Source organism: Amylibacter sp. IMCC11727, assembly GCF_029854195.1.
Classification (GTDB): domain Bacteria; phylum Pseudomonadota; class Alphaproteobacteria; order Rhodobacterales; family Rhodobacteraceae; genus Amylibacter.
Genome location: NZ_CP122960.1, coordinates 1,612,488 through 1,629,278, shown reverse-complemented (window position 1 = coordinate 1,629,278; position 16,791 = coordinate 1,612,488). Strand labels below are relative to the sequence as shown.

The window sequence follows — 16,791 nt, the reverse complement described above, 5'->3', positions numbered from 1 at the left end:
GTTAGTGGCTGGCCTTGGAAACTGCGGCTGTCACAGTTTCAGGCGTTGCAGATTGTACGTGTTCGACGAGTGCGGATACCGATGGGCCGATCAGATCAAGCACCAACGCGGGATAAATCCCAAGCAGCAAAGTCATCACCACCAGCGGCGCCATCATCAGGCGTTCGCGGCGATCCATGTCGGTGATGCCTTTCAGGCTTTCTTTGATCAGGTCGCCAAAGACAACCCGACGATAAAGCCAAAGCGCATAAGCCGCAGATAGGATCACACCCGTTGTGGCCCCAAAGGCGATCCAAGTGTTCGCCTTAAACGCGGCGGTCAGTGTCAGGAATTCCCCAACAAAACCAGACGTGCCAGGCAAACCAACATTGGCCATGGTGAACAGCATAAACACCAGCGCATAGGCAGGCATACGCACCACAAGGCCGCCATAGGCATCAATATCGCGGGTGTGCATCCGATCATAGATCACCCCAACCCCGAGGAACAATGCCCCCGAGATAAAGCCGTGGCTGATCATTTGGAAAATCGCGCCATCAAGGCCCTGTTGGTTCAGTGTGAAAATCCCCATGGTTACAAAACCCATGTGCGCCACAGATGAATAGGCAATCAGCTTTTTCATGTCTTCCTGCATCATCGCCACAAGGGAGGTGTAGATAATGGCAATCACAGACAAGGTCATCACAAAGGTCGCGAGCGCATCGGCGGCCACCGGGAACATCGGTAAGCTGAACCGCAAGAAGCCATAGCCGCCCATTTTCAACAGGATCGCCGCCAGCACCACGGAACCCGCTGTCGGGGCCTGCACGTGTGCATCTGGCAACCATGTGTGAACAGGCCACATCGGCATCTTCACCGCAAAGCTGGCAAAGAAAGCAAGGAACAGCAGCGTTTGCATACCGCCCACTACTGTTACACCCGCGATTGAGAATGATTCTGATGCGAAGGTGTGGTTCAGCAATGTCGGAATATCCGTCGTACCTGCATCCCACCACATGGCAAGCATCGCAACCAGCATCAAAACGGAGCCGAACAGTGTGTAGAGGAAGAACTTGAACGCCGCATAGATGCGGTTTTGTCCCCCCCAAATGCCCACAATAAGGAACATCGGGATCAGACCTGCCTCGAACACCACATAGAACAGGATCAGATCAAGCGCACAGAACACTGCGATCATCAACGTTTCAAGGATTAGGAACAGGATCATGTACTCTTTGACGCGATCCGTCACCAACCAGCAGGCGCCAATCACAATCGGCATCAGGAATGTAGTCAGTAGAACGAACAGCACCGAAATACCGTCAACGCCCAGTTTATACGTTAGGCCGCCGAACCATTCGTATTCTTCAACCAGCTGAAAGCCCGTGTTGTTGGGATCAAACTGCGTGTAGATCGCAATGGAAATGATGAAGGTTGCAATTGTGACAACCAATGCCACCAACTTGGCGTTCTTTTGCGCAGCCGCATCTGTTCCACGCAGGAACACCGCAAGGATGATGGCCCCCAGCAACGGCAGGAAGGTGACGACAGAAAGAAGATTATCCATCAGTGTGAACCTCCACCGATTGCGAACCATGTAATAATAGCGGCCAATCCCACGAACATCGCGAAAGCATAGTGGAACAGATAGCCAGATTGCGCACGTCCAGCCAGACGCGTGAACCAAGGCACGATTGTCATGGCCAACCCATTGAGCGCACCGTCAATGACAGCCCCATCTCCGCGTTTCCACAAGAATGTGCCGAGCCATTTTGCAGGGCGTACAAAGATCGTGTCATACAGCTCGTCAAAGTACCATTTGTTCAGCAAGAACCGATACAGGTGGCTTTGTTGTGCGGCCAGTTTCTGAGGCAGCGCTGTGTTTTTGATGTAGAACATCCAAGACACGATAAACCCGATCAGCATGGCCACAAACGGGCTTACCTTGACCCAAGTCGGCACATAGTGCGCATCGTGGATCACGTGGTTTGTGTCGTGGTTCATGTAGATGGATGCACCAAACCATTCTTCGATGTGCTTCACTTTGCCAAAGAAATCTTCGTACCAGAACATCCCTGCAAAGATCGCACCAACCGCCAAAACAGCCAGTGGAAGAACCATAACCATCGGGCTTTCGTGGGCGTGTTCATGGGTGTGATGATCGCCCCGCTCTTCGCCATAAAACGTCATGAAGATCAGACGCCAAGAATAAAAGCTGGTGAACACCGCAGCGATGACCAACATGATGAAGGCATACGTTGCGACACCAGTGCCACCCGCAAAGGCGCTCTCGATGATGGCGTCTTTTGATGCAAAACCGGCAAAGCCAATCCAGCCAGTGAGCGGAATACCAACACCCGTGATGGCCAATGTACCGATCATCATGGCCGCAAAGGTATAAGGGATTTTCTTACGCAGATTGCCGTAATTACGCATATCTTGTTCATGGTGCATGGCATGAATGACGGACCCTGCCCCAAGGAACAACATCGCCTTAAAGAACGCGTGCGTCAGCAAGTGGAACATCGCTACGGGATACGCGCCAACACCAGCGGCCACAAACATATAACCAAGCTGCGAACATGTAGAATAGGCAATCACGCGTTTGATGTCGTTTTGAACGAGGCCAACAGTGGCAGCAAAAAACGCAGTTGTGGCACCGATAAAGACGATAAAGTTTGGCGTCCAAACCGCGTATTCCATCAGGGGTGACAGACGACACACCATGAACACACCAGCCGTAACCATGGTCGCGGCGTGGATCAGCGCGGACACAGGTGTCGGCCCTTCCATCGCGTCTGGCAACCATGTGTGCAACATCAACTGCGCGGATTTACCCATCGCGCCGACGAACAGCAGGAACGTGATGGTTTCAAGCGCATTCACTTCCCAGCTGAGGAATTGGAAAGTCTCTTTTGACAGATCCTTTGCCGCCTTGGGGTCAAGAACCTCACTAAAGTTGATGCTGTCGGTCATCAGGAACAGACCAAAGATACCAAGCGCAAAGCCAAAGTCCCCCACGCGGTTCACAACAAAGGCTTTGATATTCGCTGCGTTCGCAGACGGTTTGCGATAGTAAAAGCCAATCAGCAGGTATGACGCAACGCCCACACCTTCCCAACCAAAGAACATCTGCAACAGGTTGTCAGATGTCACCAGCATCAGCATGGCGAATGTGAAGAACGACAAATAAGCAAAGAAACGCGGGCGATAGCTTTCGCCTTCTTTGAACTGATCGTCATGGGCCATGTAACCCAGTGAGTACATATGGACGAGAGCGGATACGGTGTTGATAACAATCAACATAATCGCAGTCAGGCGATCAATCCGTATGGCCCAATCCGTGGACAGTGATCCGCTTTCGATAAAGCGGAACAGCGGGATCACATCCACACCATTGTTCGCGTCATAGGTAAAGAAAATGACCCAAGACAGCGCCGCCGCCAACATCAGGAACCCGGTTGCCACATAAGTGGCCGCCGTTTCGCCGATGAACTTCCACCCGAACCCGCAAATCAGCGCGCCCACCAGTGGGGAAAAGAGGAGAATTGTTTCCATGAGTAAAATCTACCCCTTCATCACATTCACATCTTCCACCGCGATTGTACCACGGTTGCGGAAGAAACAGACAAGAATTGCCAAACCAATCGCAGCCTCGGCGGCGGCAACGGTCAGCACAAACAACGTGAAAATCTGGCCCACAAGGTCGCCCAGATGCACAGAGAATGCCACAAGATTGATATTCACAGCCAAGAGCATCAGCTCAATCGACATCAGAATAACGATCACGTTTTTGCGGTTCAAAAAGATGCCGAAAATGCCGATCACAAACAGCATCGCTGCGACAGTAAGGTAGTGTTCTAGGGTGATCATGATTAAAGCCCCTGCCCTGGTTTTACGTCTTTCAGCTCCATCGCAATCGCTGGGTCGCGGTGCATTTGCTGCATGACGTTTTGGCGTTTCACATCTTCGCGGTGACGCAGTGTCAGAACGATTGCGCCGATCATGGCCACCAACAGGATCAAGCCAGAAGCTTGGAACAGGTAGATGTAATCCGTGTAGATCAACTGACCCAGTGCAAGCGTGTTATGTGTTTCTTCGATTGGGGGCGTTGGGGATTGGCGCAAACCAGCGGCGGCATCCGACATATTCCAATGGCCGTAAACCAAGCCCAGTTCGATCAACAGGATCAACCCAATCAACAGGCCCAGCGGCATGTAGCGCTGCATCCCGCCCTTAAGTTCGGCGAAATCCACATCGAGCATCATCACAACGAACAGGAACAACACCGCAACCGCGCCCACGTACACAATGGCCAGCAGCATGGCGACGAACTCTGCACCCATCAGCACAAACAGGCCAGCAGCGGAAAAGAACGCAAGGATCAGCCACAAAACCGAGTGGACTGGATTGCGCGCCAACACAACGAGCAGGCCAGCGCCCACCCCTGTGATTGCGAAAAGGTAAAATGCCATTGCTGTGACGGTCATACGGACCCCCCATCTGTGGAGAAGGCAGCCATGGCCGCCATCATTGCCTTTGAAACACCCGTAACGGCGCCAATGGCTGTCATTTGTAGAATAGTTTCAGTGACTTCGCGCTTTGACGCGCCAGCAGCCGTGGCCGCATGAATTGCTGTTGTGATCGCGGCGGTGTCTTCTGCGCCTTTGGCCGTCAGACCCGCAACGGTGGCCAATGCACGTGTTTTTGCGTCAATGCCATCGCCAACCATACCTTGCGCCATGTCAGCCATGCCCTCGGGCATCATGCCTTTGGCTTTGCCCAACCACTCCGCTTGGTTCTTGGCAAATTCTTTGCCCATCTGCTCGGCCATGTCTTGACCTTGCTTCATGAAGCCTTCGAACATTTTAGAAAAATCGCTCATCGGTACGGTGCGTCCATTTCGATGTTGCGGGCGATTTCTGCCTCCCAACGGTCGCCGTTGGACAGGAGTTTTTCCTTGTCATAAAACAGCTCTTCGCGGGTTTCGGTGGCGAATTCGAAATTTGGTCCTTCGACGATGGCGTCCACTGGGCAAGCCTCTTGGCAAAAACCGCAATAGATACATTTCGTCATGTCGATGTCATAGCGCGTGGTGCGGCGAGAGCCGTCGTCACGCGGCTCCGCATCAATGGTGATCGCCTGTGCAGGACAGATCGCTTCGCACAATTTACAGGCGATGCAGCGTTCTTCGCCGTTTGGATAGCGGCGCAGCGCGTGTTCGCCGCGGAAACGCGGAGACAAAGGCCCTTTTTCATGTGGGTAGTTCAGCGTGGCCTTGGGCTTCACAAAGTATTTGAGACCCAGCTTCATACCCTGCCAGAAATCTTGCAGCAGGAAATATTTCGTCGCGCGAGCGTAATCAAAAGCCATTATTCTGATGCCTCCACTTCCCAGCGTGCCCACAGGCCGCCAAGGTTCCGTTCGTCGCCATCTGTGAATGCCAGAATGGACACCACAACCACCCAGATGAGCGAGAGCGGCAAGAACACTTTCCAACCAATCCGCATCAGTTGGTCATAGCGGTAGCGCGGCACGATGGCCTTTACCATGGCGAAGAGGAAGAAGAAGAATGCCATCTTCAACACGAGCCACAATGCGCCGTCTGGCAATCCTGGAATTGGGGACAACCAACCGCCAAAGAAGAAGATCGAAGTCAGTGCGCACATCAGCCAAATCGCGATGTATTCGCCCGCCATGAACAACAGGAACGGTGTGGATGAATATTCTACTTGATAGCCCGCAACCAATTCTGATTCCGCTTCGGGAAGGTCAAACGGTGGACGGTTCGTTTCAGCCAACGCACTGATAAAGAACAGGAATACCATTGGGAAATGGGGCAACCAGTACCAGTTGAACAGGCCCCAACCGCCCTCTTGCGCTTTTACGATATCAACGAGGCTCAGGGAACCCGTGGAAATGATAATACCGATGATGATAAAGCCGATGGACACCTCGTAAGAGATCATCTGCGCGGCAGAGCGCAAAGAACCAAGGAACGGATATTTGGAGTTTGACGCCCAACCGCCCATAATCACGCCGTAAACTTCAAGCGAGCCAATCGCAAAGATGTAGAGGACCGCAACGTTCAGGTTCGCCAGAACCATGTCTTCGGAAAACGGAATAACCGCCCATGCGATCAGAGCGAGAATGAACGACAGCAAGGGTGCCATCAAGAAGACGGTTTTATCCGCCCCTGCTGGGATCAGCACCTCTTTAAAGATGTATTTCGCCGCATCGGCCACTGTTTGTAGCAGACCCCATGGGCCAACCACGTTCGGGCCGCGCCGCATTTGCACTGCGCCCCAAATTTTACGATCCCCGTACACAAGGAACAGCAAGCTGACCATGACAAACGCGGTAACCAGCAAACACTGCGCGATGATAATCACCAGTGTGCCAAGGTTCGTTGCAAAAAATCCGTCCATGAGCCGCCTCTAAACCGTCGGAATATTGTTGGCACGGCATTCAGCTGCCGTGACTTCTGCGTCAATTGAAACAACGCCGCCAGGATGACCCTCTGACAGCGTATAAATTCCTGTTCCCATCCAAACATCACGCTTGCGCGTTACGTCGTTGCGCACGCGGCGCACAAACCCAGCACCACGGATCAACGCATATTGCGCCGCAGCGCAATCGTTGAATGCCAAAACATCATCATCATTGCGAGCACCCGTCATTTCCACATCGAAACTGACGAGATCCCCATCCAGCAATTTGGTCGTGATGGTCCCGTATTCAGGCATGAACGCACCCTGATCCACAACCGGCCCTTTGGTCGGTGTGCAAGCAGCCAGTGCCGCGCATGTGGTTATCAGGGTTGCCATCTTCACAAATTACTCCGCTGCCAGTTTCGCCGCTTTGCGGCTCGCTGCGTTTGCTGCCAGTTCGGCCATAACTTGGCTGGCGCGGGCAATCGGGTTCGTTTGATAATGTTCAGAAATTGCGTTCGTCAGAGCGCCTTTTTTCAAGGCTTTACCTTTGATCGGCGTCCAGTCGTTTTCTGGCAACTGATCAATTGCGCCCAGATGTGGCACTTGCGCAAACATTGCCGCACGCAGCGCGGACAGGCTGTCAAACGGCAGCGTCTGGCCCAGTTCCGCAGACAAAGCCCGCAGAATAGCCCAGTTTTCCCGCGCATCCCCAGGCGCAAACCCAGCACGTGCCGTCATTTGCGGGCGACCTTCGGTGTTAACAAAAATGCCCGATTCTTCGGTATAGGCGGCCGCTGGCAGGATCACATCCGCGCGGTGCGCCCCGCGATCCCCGTGGCTGCCCTGATAAATTACAAACGGGCCATCTGCGATGGTCGTTTCATCAGAGCCAAGGTTGAACACAACATCCGCCCCTGTAACGAGCGTATCTGCATCCCCGTCAGACACACAGCCCAAATCCATCGCGCCAACACGACCAGCCGCAGTGTGGAGAACCATGAATTTGCTGTTCGTCTTTTCGGCCAGTGTCATCGCAGCAGCCAAAACAGCAGCGCCATCCGCACCTTGCAACGCGCCCTGCCCAACAATAACGACAGAGTTTTTCTCTTTCACCGCGCCAAAGTCTTTGGCAACCAGCGCATCCAGATCGGATTTGTCCGCACCCATATGCGCATAATCATAGGTCAGATCGACCGCTTCGCCCACCAGGCCGATATCCGCACCGTTGATCCAAGCTTTGCGCAAACGGGCGTTCAACACAGGTGCTTCGGCCCGTGGATTGGTGCCGATGAGTTGGATCATTTCCGCGGTGTCGATGTCTTCGATAGTTGCTGTGCCCACATAGGCGGACCGATTGCCCGCGGGCAACTTCGCACCATCTACGCGGCATTCCACTTGACCACCCAAGGAACCGATCAAATTCTGCAACGCGAAGACAGCCTCAGTGCTGACCAGATCACCGATCAGACCTGCAACTTGCTTGCCTTCAACTGCTGTTTTGATTGCCGCAAAGGCTTCGCCCCATGTGGCAGGAGACAACTTTCCGTTCACTCGAACGTAAGGCTTGTCCAAACGCTGACGGCGCAGACCATCCCAAACAAAACGGGATTTATCTGACAGCCACTCTTCGTTCACGCCATCGTGGTTGCGCGGCATAATCCGCATCACTTCGCGGCCTTTTGTATCCACACGAATGTTGGACCCAAGCGCATCCATAACGTCAATGGTTTCTGTTTTCTTCAACTCCCAAGGCCGCGCGGTAAACGCATAAGGCTTGGATGTCAGCGCGCCCACTGGGCACAAATCAATGATATTGCCCTGCAACTCGGAATCGAGCGTTTGGCTGAGGTAGGTTGTGATTTCCGCATCTTCACCACGGCCCGTTTGGCCCATCTGCGTGATACCAGCCACCTCGGAGGTAAACCGCACACACCGCGTGCAGGAAATGCACCGCGTCATTTGCGTATCAACCAGCGGACCAAGGTCGAGATCATCAACCGCCCGCTTTGGTTCGCGGAACCTAGAGAAATCGACGCCGTAGGCCATCGCTTGATCCTGCAAATCGCACTCACCGCCCTGATCGCAGATTGGACAGTCGAGCGGATGGTTGATCAGCAAAAATTCCATGACCCCTTCACGGGCCTTTTTCACCATGGGTGACTTTGTCTTAACGACTGGTGGTTGTCCTTCTGGGCCAGGGCGCAAATCACGCACCTGCATCGCACAGCTTGCGGCAGGCTTTGGCGGGCCGCCGACAACTTCGACCAGACACATACGGCAGTTGCCCGCAATCGACAGACGTTCGTGATAACAGAAACGAGGGATTTCCACGCCAGCAACTTCGCAGGCTTGGATCAGCGTCATCGCGCCTTCCACTTCTACTTCGGTATCGTCGATGATGATTTTGCGCAAATCGGTCATGCCGCCTCCCAAGTCGAGCGAAGGTCGCTCTGGGCTTGTCTTCGATGGTTGGCGGTCAAAAACCACCTCTCGGTCAATTACCGTAGGATGGCGCTGGCCTCAACCAAAGAAACGCGTTTTTGGTGGCAAAAAGTGTACTAATTTCCAATTCAAAGGGTATGGCCCCTGGAATCAGAGAGTTCCTACCAGAAATGGCATTATCTGAGTGTTTTGCTTGGTTAATTTTCGTAAAGCAAAGTACCAATTGCGCTGTTCGCGGCGATCTCTTTTCGACCCAATGCACACATAGTCGCAGGCTTAGACAAACTTGCGCCATTTGCCTTCAAATAAGCGCGTCCACGGGCCTTTAGGCGGTTCTTTTCTGCACGACTGTCCACGAATGTTTCAATCTCAGCCTTTGTATATCCCATCTCTACCGCCGATTTATGAATCGCTCGCAGTCTGGCAACGCCCTTAAAAATACGCCCAGAAATGCTGGAACAGTTTTTGCGAATTTCATCGGCGAGCCCAACATAAAGCAACCCATCATTGATATGTTGCACGTCACGAAGCGGCGGTTTTGCCATGGCAGCGGTGGCAAGAGTAAGGCTCAATGTTGCGATCATAAGCAGGCGCATGATCATCTCCTGTATCAGTTTGACCTTAGGGTCGTTGTTGATTGGAAGATGGGACCCTGCCCGATGTTATGCAATAACACGCAGGCTCACGACGTGTTTCAGCCCTGAAATATCAGGTTTTTCTGGCGTAATCCCAACCAAAGGCATGATCGCTATCGCCATGTGTTTCCAAATGTTTGAATCGTGCCATTGCTTCGGAAATGCTTGGTCTATGGCCTTTGGGCACCCACCACATAACAAAATTTCCGTTGCCTTGCGGATCGAACCATTCGCCTTTGCGATCATAAAACCGTTTGTGAATAGTTTTCCAAACAAATGCCGATAAGCTTTCGACATCGCGCCAAACCGACAGTGTGGATGCGGTGCGCGGATTAGCGAAAACACCCTGCACATCGGTTTGCGCTGCTTCCATTTCATCATCAAGCATACGCCAGATAAAACCATCGGACTTGGCGGCTAAGCCATTTACCAAATCAAGGTTGTTTTGAAAATCCGCCACACGCGGATCATCCCAATCGTATTTCAGCGTGCCGAAATTGAACTCGGCAAGCTGAAATTCATGTGTCATGGATTGGATTATTCCGCCGCAACCGCGCTGACGCGGCCAGTGCGTTTGTGTTTGATGCGGTCTTCGATCTCATCGCGGAAGTGACGGATCAAACCTTGGATCGGCCAAGCGGCTGCATCGCCAAGCGCACAAATGGTGTGGCCTTCAACCTGTTTGGTCACGTCGAGCAGCATGTCGATTTCTTCAACTTCTGCCTCGCCTTTGACCAAACGATCCATCACACGCATCATCCAGCCCGTGCCTTCGCGACATGGCGTACACTGACCACAGCTTTCATGTTTGTAAAACGCAGACAAACGCCAGATCGCTTTGATCACATCGGTGGATTGATCCATCACGATCACGGCCGCTGTGCCAAGACCAGAGCGTTGTTCGCGCAGCCAGTCGAAATCCATGATGGCTTCGTCACACATGTCTTTTGGCAGCAGCGGCACAGAGGCTCCGCCCGGAATAACCGCTTTCAGGTTGTCCCAACCGCCGCGAACACCGCCGCAGTGACGATCAATCAACTCACGCAATGGAGTGGACATAGCGTCTTCCACCACACAGGGGTGGTTCACATGGCCAGAAAAGGCGAACAATTTCGTGCCAGCATTGTTCGGACGACCAAAGCTGGTGAACCAATCCGCGCCACGGCGCAGAATTGTTGGCACAACGGCAATGGATTCCACGTTATTCACAGTTGTCGGGCAGCCATACAGACCCGCACCCGCTGGGAACGGTGGCTTCATGCGTGGCATGCCTTTTTTGCCTTCAAGACTTTCAAGAAGAGCTGTTTCCTCACCACAGATATACGCACCCGCACCGTGGGCCAGATAGAGATCGAAATCCCAACCAGATTTTGCAGCATTCTTACCCAAAAGGCCTGCGTCGTAAGCCTCGTCAATGGCGGCTTGCAGGGCTTCACGCTCGCGAATGAACTCCCCGCGAATATAGATGTAACACGCGTTCGCGTTCATGGCGAAAGACGCGATCAAGCAGCCTTCGATCAGCGTGTGCGGATCATGGCGCATGATTTCGCGGTCTTTGCACGTGCCCGGCTCGGACTCATCCGCATTCACAACCAGATAGGACGGGCGACCGTCAGATTCCTTTGGCATAAAGGACCATTTCAAACCTGTCGGGAACCCTGCCCCGCCACGCCCGCGCAGGCCAGATTTTTTCATCTCGTCGATGATCCAATCGCGACCATTCTTAATGATCTTGGCCGTGCCATCCCAATGGCCACGCTTTTGCGCGCCTTTCAGCGTGCGGTCGTGCATACCGTAGATGTTTGTAAAAATGCGGTCCTGATCAGCGAGCATCGCTCAATCCTTCATTGTCTGGCGCTTACGCCATGCTTGATACAAATTCACCAACGCCCAAAAGAACGCGGCAAGTGCGGCTAGATCAATCAAAAACGCGTAACGCGTTGGCAATCCGATCTGACCACCGATGAAACTGGCCCCCATCCAAACAACCATAGTCACGATAATGACGATGGATGCGATCCGTATTTGCCGAGATGCAAGATCTGGGGCGGGATCAGGATGTTTCGGGGCCAATCACTTGTCCTTTCATATGGCGCGTTTAGTAAACGTCGCCACCTTTTACCCGCTTAGAGAACTCTGTGGCTCCGCCTTTCGCGAGTGTTTTACACTGCTTGACCCAACCGTCGCGTTTGATGCGACCCTTGAATTTCAGGTTGTCATCAACCCAAGCAATGTCTTTTGCTTTCCACTCGGACACTTGTGCAAACGTATAAATGCCCAAGTCGTTGAGTGTTTTTTCCAAACCTGGCCCAACACCTTTGATCATTTTCAGATCGTCAGCGTTTTTCGGGGCCTTTTTATACAGGGCTGGCTTGCCATCTTTTGCAGCAACCATACCCGATGGCAATTTTGCGGCGGCGGCTGGAGTTGCTGAGGCTTTCGCAGCTTTTGGCGCAGCGGCTTTCTTTGCGGCTGGTGCCTTGGCGTCTGTTGCCTTGGCCTTTGATGCCGTCGCAGATTTTGCTTTGGTGGCTGGTGCGGCCTTTGCTTTGGCGCCAGTCGTGGCTTTTGCTTTCGTGGCCGTAGCAGACTTGGCTTTCGTCGCAGCCGCGGATTTCGTCGCTGGCTTTTTGGCGGCGGTTTTCTTGGCAGCTGGCTTTGCCTCTGCGGATGTGGACGCGCTGGATGTGGATTTAGCCGCAGTCTTTTTCGCCGGTGCTTTCTTGGCCGCTGGCTTTTTCGCTGCAGGTTTCGCGTCTGCAACTGGGGTCGACGCGGCTGCAACGGGTGCGGATGCTGCAGCTGTGGCAGCGCCAGCGCTCGCTAGAGCGGCAGCAGGTGTTGCCGCGGCGGCGTCAGCGGTGCCAGACGGTGCTGTTGTTGCAGATGAAGTCGCGGCGGATGCCGTTGTGGTTGTCGCGGCACTGGATGCAGCGGATGAACCAGAACCGGATGCGGCGTCCGAAGCAGATGCCCCTGCTTCAGCGTCTGAACAGAACAGGCCAGACAACAACCAATAGGTGCCAACCATTGCAAGGATGCCAACAACAATCGCCCAGAACGTCCCCATTCCTGTTGCGCTAATCAAACCCCATGCAATCAATACACCAACAACCAGCCCAATCAGCCAGCACACGTTGTTACAGGAAAAAAATCCCTCGTTTTGTTCATTCGCCATTTTCTAGTCCCCTTGTTGGAGCCGCCCTTTTACTTGGACGCCTTCTTTGAAAACGCTGTTTCGCCCCCTGCGGCCAGCGTCGATGCTTGATCCATCCAATTGTCACGCTCAATGCGCCCTTTGAATTTCAACCGCTCATCAACCCATGCCACTTCGGCAGCGGTCCATTTCGCGATTTGATCAAAATGATAAAAGCCCAGATCGTTTAGCACACCTTCCAGCTTTGGCCCAACACCTGAAATCAGTTTCAAGTCATCGGCTCCTGCTTTGCGCGGGGCTTTCATTGTGCGTGGCTTCTTTTCAGCGACAGCTTTGGCAGTATCCTGTGCGGACACCTTTGCTTTTGCAGGAGCCTTTGCAGCAGCTTTCGTTGATTTTGGCTTGGCCTTGCTTTCAGCGGCCACAACGGAAGCCTTTTTACCTGCGGCACCGACGGGTGCTTTGGCCGCTTTCTTGGCAACGGGTTTCTTTGGCTTGGCTGCAGCCTTGCCCGAGGTCACCCACGGTGTCAGGATTGGAACTTCATCCCCTTGAATGCGTTTCACAGTGTCCCCGATATCAACGGCACGAGACACGGACCCGTTATACTCTTTGCGGTTAGCTTCCCATTCTTTCAGAGTTGTCACACCACCAAGCGGTTCAGCCGCGAAACGGCCGTTTTGCGGGCCAGGCGTTGGAACCTTGCCAGCGGCAAATTCATCAATGATTTCGGCAAAGCGTTCGGCTGTCAGATCTTCGTAAAAGTCTTTGCCGATCTGCACCATCGGCGCGTTGGCGCAGGCACCCAGACATTCCACTTCTTCCCAGCTGAACTTGCCATCTTCGGAGATGGCGTGGGCGTTTTTGGCGATCTTGTCTTTGCACACACCGATCAGGTCTTCTGCACCACAGATCATACAGGACGTTGTGCCACAAACCTGAATATGCGCAACAGAACCAACGGGTTGCAGTTGGAACATAAAGTAGAAAGTCGCCACCTCGAGCACGCGGATATACGCCATGCCAAGCATGTCAGCCACAGTTTCAAGCGCGGGTTTGGAAATCCAACCCTCTTGTTCCTGCGCGCGCCACAGCAGTGGGATCACAGCAGAGGCCTGACGCCCCTCTGGGTATTTCGTCAACTGCCCTTCGGCCCATTTTTGGTTCATGGGCGTGAAAGCAAAGCTGTCAGGTTGTTCGTGATGTAGGCGGCGTAACATTAGCGGTCAATCTCTCCGAATACGACATCCATCGTGCCGATAATCGCGGCCACGTCGGCCAGTTGGTGGCCTTTGGCCACGTGATCCATCGCGGCAAGGTGCAAATACCCCGGGGCGCGGATTTTTGATTTATAGGGTTTGTTCGATCCATCTGACACCAGATAGACGCCAAACTCGCCTTTGGGGGCTTCCACACAGGCGTAAACTTCGCCTTCGGGAACGTGGAACCCTTCGGTGTAGAGTTTGAAGTGGTGGATTAGGGCTTCCATCGAGGTTTTCATCTCACCGCGCTTAGGCGGCGTGATTTTGCCCCGTGCCAGCACATCGCCCGGCCCTTCGGTGTTCAGCTTGTCGATACACTGATGAATGATCTTCAGACTTTCGCGCATTTCCTGCATGCGGCACAGGTAGCGATCATAGCAATCGCCGTTGGTGCCCACAGGGATTTGGAAGTCCATTTCGTCATAGCATTCATAAGGCTGCGAACGGCGCAGGTCCCATGCCATGCCAGAGCCACGTACCATCACGCCAGAAAAACCCCAATCGAGCGCTTCTTGTTCTGACACAACAGCGATATCTACGTTGCGTTGCTTGAAGATGCGGTTTTCTGTCAGCAAACCGTCGATGTCATCCATCACAGCGGGGAATTCTTTCGCCCACTGTTCAATGTCGTCGATCAGGTCTTGCGGCAAATCTTGATGAACACCACCGGGGCGGAAATAGGCCGCGTGCAGACGCGCTCCACAGGCACGCTCGTAAAACACCATCAGCTTTTCACGCTCTTCAAAACCCCAAAGCGGCGGCGTCAACGCGCCAACGTCCATTGCTTGCGTGGTCACGTTCAAGATGTGGTTCAGAATGCGGCCAATTTCAGAGTACAGCACACGGATCAGGCTCGCACGGCGCGGTACTTCTGTGCCTGTCATCTTTTCGATGGCCAAACACCAAGCATGTTCTTGGTTCATGGGGGCCACATAGTCCAGCCGATCAAAGTACGGCAGGTTTTGCAGATAGGTGCGGCTTTCCATCAGCTTTTCTGTGCCACGGTGCAACAGACCGATGTGCGGGTCGCAGCGTTCTACGATTTCACCGTCAAGTTCGAGCACAAGGCGCAAAACACCGTGGGCTGCAGGGTGCTGCGGACCAAAGTTGATGTTAAAGTTCCGAATACGCTGTTCGCCCGTCTGGACGTCATTGAAAGTTCCGTCAGCCATCTACTTCGCAGCCTCCTCTTTCTCATCACCCGGCAGGATGTATTCCGCGCCCTCCCATGGGGACATGAAATCAAACTGGCGGTATTCTTGGACCAAGGACACGGGTTCGTACACAACGCGCTTTTCAACTTCGTCGTAGCGCAACTGAGTGTAGCCCGTGGTCGGGAAGTCTTTGCGCAGCGGATATCCACGGAAGCCATAGTCCGTCAAGATGCGGCGTAGGTCTGGGTGGCCCGAGAACATGATACCGTACATATCAAACACTTCGCGTTCAAACCAATCGGCAGAAGGATGAATCGACGTGATGGATGGAATCACTTCGTCTTCGTGGATGGACGCTTTGATGCGAATACGCTGGTTCGTGTACATGGACAGGAAATGGTAAACCACTTCGAACCGTTTTTCACGGCTTGGGTAATCCACCGCCGTGATATCCACGAGGCTGGAAAACCGCGCATCACGGGCCGTTTTGATGTATTCAACGAAATCAGGCAGTGCAGATGGGGACACCTGCACAACCAGTTCGCCCATCGGGTTCACTTCGGTTGCAATCACCGCATCAGAGCGGTTGGCCGCCAGCGATGTTCCCAGTTCTGTAAGAGCCTCTGACATGTGGGCGTCTTCCTTTTGTCTTAGCGGACAATCGTACCAGTACGACGAATTTTGCGTTGCAGTTGCAGGATACCGTACAACAGCGCCTCGGCGGATGGTGGGCAACCTGGCACATAGATATCAACGGGCACGATGCGATCACAGCCACGCACCACGGAATAGCTGTAGTGGTAGTAGCCGCCACCGTTTGCACAGGACCCCATAGAGATCACGTAGCGCGGCTCTGGCATTTGGTCATACACTTTGCGCAGTGCGGGGGCCATTTTGTTGGTCAATGTGCCCGCAACAATCATCAGATCGGATTGCCGGGGGGAGGCACGTGGCGCTGTCCCGAACCGTTCCATATCATACCGCGGCATCGCCGTGTGCATCATTTCAACGGCGCAACAAGCAAGACCGAATGTCATCCAGTGCAGCGAACCCGTACGGGCCCAGTTGATGATGTCTTCTGTGGACGTGAGCAAAAAGCCCTTGTCCTGCAATTCATTATTCAGAGCGCGGGTTGCAACCTCGCGGTCCGCACCTGCGGTGTTGGGTGAAGTGACTACTCCCATTCCAACGCTCCTTTTTTCCACTCATAAGCAAAGCCGATTGTGAGAACGGCCAAGAACACCATCATCGACCAAAAACCAAGCACGCCCACGTCCTTGAACGATGCCGCCCAAGGGAAAAGGAAGGCCACTTCCAAATCGAAAATGATAAATAGGATCGAGACGAGGTAGAAACGCACGTCAAATTTCATCCGCGCATCGTCAAAGGCGTTAAAGCCACATTCGTAAGCAGATGTTTTTTCCGCATCAGGGTTGCGTACAGCGACGATTACCGCCGCAAGGATCAACACGAGGCCCAAGGCCACTGCGATCCCAATAAACACCAAGATTGGCAGATATTCTCTGAGCAGGTCTTCCAATGGCGACTCCTTCGCGGAATTGAAGCTTTCGGCAGTGTTTAACTATCCCTGCCCTTAGCGAAGGTCAACCAATCCAAGACCCTAAAACGCGTTAGAACCACAAACTATTGTACCAAGGCGGCGTGTTTGGTTTCAAAATCCACAATTGCGCTTGTTTGAGCGGGCGCAGTTGCCTAATTTGGCGCAAC

At 53.4% G+C, this 16,791-nt stretch carries 19 protein-coding genes; all 19 read right to left on the bottom strand.

Annotation, left to right across the window (positions count from 1 at the left end):
* Nucleotide 1: 1 nt before the first annotated feature.
* Nucleotides 2-1,546 (bottom strand): NADH-quinone oxidoreductase subunit M, encoded by a 1,545-nt coding sequence (locus QBD29_RS08260; protein ID WP_280100825.1) that lies wholly within the window; start codon nucleotides 1,544-1,546, stop codon nucleotides 2-4.
* On the bottom strand, nucleotides 1,546-3,537 hold the full coding sequence (gene nuoL / locus QBD29_RS08255) for an NADH-quinone oxidoreductase subunit L (RefSeq protein ID WP_280100824.1): 1,992 nt from the start codon (nucleotides 3,535-3,537) through the stop codon (nucleotides 1,546-1,548). The genes QBD29_RS08260 and nuoL overlap by 1 nt, the downstream gene beginning before the upstream one ends.
* 9 nt (nucleotides 3,538-3,546) lie before the next feature.
* Nucleotides 3,547-3,852: an NADH-quinone oxidoreductase subunit NuoK gene (gene nuoK, locus QBD29_RS08250; protein ID WP_280100823.1), complete on the bottom strand. Its 306-nt coding sequence runs from the start codon at nucleotides 3,850-3,852 to the stop codon at nucleotides 3,547-3,549.
* A 2-nt stretch (nucleotides 3,853-3,854) separates the two neighbouring features.
* Complete coding sequence (locus QBD29_RS08245; protein ID WP_280100822.1) at nucleotides 3,855-4,469, bottom strand: NADH-quinone oxidoreductase subunit J; 615 nt, start codon at nucleotides 4,467-4,469, stop codon at nucleotides 3,855-3,857.
* Nucleotides 4,466-4,864 (bottom strand): carboxymuconolactone decarboxylase family protein, encoded by a 399-nt coding sequence (locus QBD29_RS08240; RefSeq protein WP_280100821.1) that lies wholly within the window; start codon nucleotides 4,862-4,864, stop codon nucleotides 4,466-4,468. The genes QBD29_RS08245 and QBD29_RS08240 overlap by 4 nt, the downstream gene beginning before the upstream one ends.
* The gene (gene nuoI, locus QBD29_RS08235; RefSeq protein WP_280100940.1) at nucleotides 4,861-5,355 is read right to left on the bottom strand and encodes an NADH-quinone oxidoreductase subunit NuoI; all 495 of its coding nucleotides are present in this window, start codon (nucleotides 5,353-5,355) and stop codon (nucleotides 4,861-4,863) included. Before nuoI ends, QBD29_RS08240 begins: the two co-directional genes overlap by 4 nt.
* A complete protein-coding gene (gene nuoH, locus QBD29_RS08230; protein WP_280100820.1) occupies nucleotides 5,352-6,407 on the bottom strand; it encodes an NADH-quinone oxidoreductase subunit NuoH in 1,056 nt (351 codons plus the stop codon). Before nuoH ends, nuoI begins: the two co-directional genes overlap by 4 nt.
* A gap of 9 nt (nucleotides 6,408-6,416) precedes the next feature.
* Complete coding sequence (locus QBD29_RS08225; RefSeq protein ID WP_280100819.1) at nucleotides 6,417-6,806, bottom strand: hypothetical protein; 390 nt, start codon at nucleotides 6,804-6,806, stop codon at nucleotides 6,417-6,419.
* 9 nt (nucleotides 6,807-6,815) lie between these two features.
* Nucleotides 6,816-8,834, bottom strand: coding sequence for an NADH-quinone oxidoreductase subunit NuoG (nuoG, locus tag QBD29_RS08220; protein ID WP_280100818.1), 2,019 nt, complete (start codon nucleotides 8,832-8,834; stop codon nucleotides 6,816-6,818).
* Between the two features lie 218 nt (nucleotides 8,835-9,052).
* Nucleotides 9,053-9,451 carry a DUF5333 domain-containing protein gene (locus QBD29_RS08215; protein WP_280100817.1) on the bottom strand — a complete coding sequence of 133 codons (399 nt, stop codon included), beginning with the start codon at nucleotides 9,449-9,451 and terminating at the stop codon, nucleotides 9,053-9,055.
* A gap of 112 nt (nucleotides 9,452-9,563) precedes the next feature.
* Nucleotides 9,564-10,019, bottom strand: coding sequence for a DUF3291 domain-containing protein (locus tag QBD29_RS08210; RefSeq protein ID WP_280100816.1), 456 nt, complete (start codon nucleotides 10,017-10,019; stop codon nucleotides 9,564-9,566).
* Between the two features lie 8 nt (nucleotides 10,020-10,027).
* Nucleotides 10,028-11,323, bottom strand: a complete 1,296-nt coding sequence (gene nuoF / locus QBD29_RS08205; RefSeq protein WP_280100815.1) for an NADH-quinone oxidoreductase subunit NuoF — start codon at nucleotides 11,321-11,323, stop codon at nucleotides 10,028-10,030.
* Between the two features lie 3 nt (nucleotides 11,324-11,326).
* Nucleotides 11,327-11,563, bottom strand: coding sequence for a DUF5337 domain-containing protein (locus tag QBD29_RS08200; RefSeq protein ID WP_280100814.1), 237 nt, complete (start codon nucleotides 11,561-11,563; stop codon nucleotides 11,327-11,329).
* A 25-nt stretch (nucleotides 11,564-11,588) separates the two neighbouring features.
* Nucleotides 11,589-12,668: a hypothetical protein gene (locus QBD29_RS08195; RefSeq protein ID WP_280100813.1), complete on the bottom strand. Its 1,080-nt coding sequence runs from the start codon at nucleotides 12,666-12,668 to the stop codon at nucleotides 11,589-11,591.
* A 29-nt stretch (nucleotides 12,669-12,697) separates the two neighbouring features.
* Nucleotides 12,698-13,867: an NADH-quinone oxidoreductase subunit E gene (locus tag QBD29_RS08190; RefSeq protein WP_280100812.1), complete on the bottom strand. Its 1,170-nt coding sequence runs from the start codon at nucleotides 13,865-13,867 to the stop codon at nucleotides 12,698-12,700.
* Nucleotides 13,867-15,081, bottom strand: a complete 1,215-nt coding sequence (locus QBD29_RS08185; protein ID WP_280100811.1) for an NADH-quinone oxidoreductase subunit D — start codon at nucleotides 15,079-15,081, stop codon at nucleotides 13,867-13,869. Before QBD29_RS08185 ends, QBD29_RS08190 begins: the two co-directional genes overlap by 1 nt.
* On the bottom strand, nucleotides 15,082-15,693 hold the full coding sequence (locus QBD29_RS08180) for an NADH-quinone oxidoreductase subunit C (protein WP_280100810.1): 612 nt from the start codon (nucleotides 15,691-15,693) through the stop codon (nucleotides 15,082-15,084).
* A 20-nt stretch (nucleotides 15,694-15,713) separates the two neighbouring features.
* The gene (locus QBD29_RS08175) at nucleotides 15,714-16,247 is read right to left on the bottom strand and encodes an NADH-quinone oxidoreductase subunit B family protein (protein ID WP_280100809.1); all 534 of its coding nucleotides are present in this window, start codon (nucleotides 16,245-16,247) and stop codon (nucleotides 15,714-15,716) included.
* Nucleotides 16,238-16,603 (bottom strand): NADH-quinone oxidoreductase subunit A, encoded by a 366-nt coding sequence (locus tag QBD29_RS08170; RefSeq protein ID WP_280100808.1) that lies wholly within the window; start codon nucleotides 16,601-16,603, stop codon nucleotides 16,238-16,240. Before QBD29_RS08170 ends, QBD29_RS08175 begins: the two co-directional genes overlap by 10 nt.
* Nucleotides 16,604-16,791: the final 188 nt, after the last annotated feature.

Coding starts and splice junctions, on each gene's coding strand:
- QBD29_RS08260 (WP_280100825.1), bottom strand. CDS start 1,546: ATGGATAATCTTCTTTCTGTCGTCACCTTCCTGCCGTTGCTGGGGGCC.
- nuoL (WP_280100824.1), bottom strand. CDS start 3,537: ATGGAAACAATTCTCCTCTTTTCCCCACTGGTGGGCGCGCTGATTTGC.
- nuoK (WP_280100823.1), bottom strand. CDS start 3,852: ATGATCACCCTAGAACACTACCTTACTGTCGCAGCGATGCTGTTTGTG.
- QBD29_RS08245 (WP_280100822.1), bottom strand. CDS start 4,469: ATGACCGTCACAGCAATGGCATTTTACCTTTTCGCAATCACAGGGGTG.
- QBD29_RS08240 (WP_280100821.1), bottom strand. CDS start 4,864: ATGAGCGATTTTTCTAAAATGTTCGAAGGCTTCATGAAGCAAGGTCAA.
- nuoH (WP_280100820.1), bottom strand. CDS start 6,407: ATGGACGGATTTTTTGCAACGAACCTTGGCACACTGGTGATTATCATC.
- QBD29_RS08225 (WP_280100819.1), bottom strand. CDS start 6,806: ATGGCAACCCTGATAACCACATGCGCGGCACTGGCTGCTTGCACACCG.
- nuoG (WP_280100818.1), bottom strand. CDS start 8,834: ATGACCGATTTGCGCAAAATCATCATCGACGATACCGAAGTAGAAGTG.
- QBD29_RS08215 (WP_280100817.1), bottom strand. CDS start 9,451: ATGCGCCTGCTTATGATCGCAACATTGAGCCTTACTCTTGCCACCGCT.
- QBD29_RS08210 (WP_280100816.1), bottom strand. CDS start 10,019: ATGACACATGAATTTCAGCTTGCCGAGTTCAATTTCGGCACGCTGAAA.
- nuoF (WP_280100815.1), bottom strand. CDS start 11,323: ATGCTCGCTGATCAGGACCGCATTTTTACAAACATCTACGGTATGCAC.
- QBD29_RS08195 (WP_280100813.1), bottom strand. CDS start 12,668: ATGGCGAATGAACAAAACGAGGGATTTTTTTCCTGTAACAACGTGTGC.
- QBD29_RS08190 (WP_280100812.1), bottom strand. CDS start 13,867: ATGTTACGCCGCCTACATCACGAACAACCTGACAGCTTTGCTTTCACG.
- QBD29_RS08185 (WP_280100811.1), bottom strand. CDS start 15,081: ATGGCTGACGGAACTTTCAATGACGTCCAGACGGGCGAACAGCGTATT.
- QBD29_RS08180 (WP_280100810.1), bottom strand. CDS start 15,693: ATGTCAGAGGCTCTTACAGAACTGGGAACATCGCTGGCGGCCAACCGC.
- QBD29_RS08175 (WP_280100809.1), bottom strand. CDS start 16,247: ATGGGAGTAGTCACTTCACCCAACACCGCAGGTGCGGACCGCGAGGTT.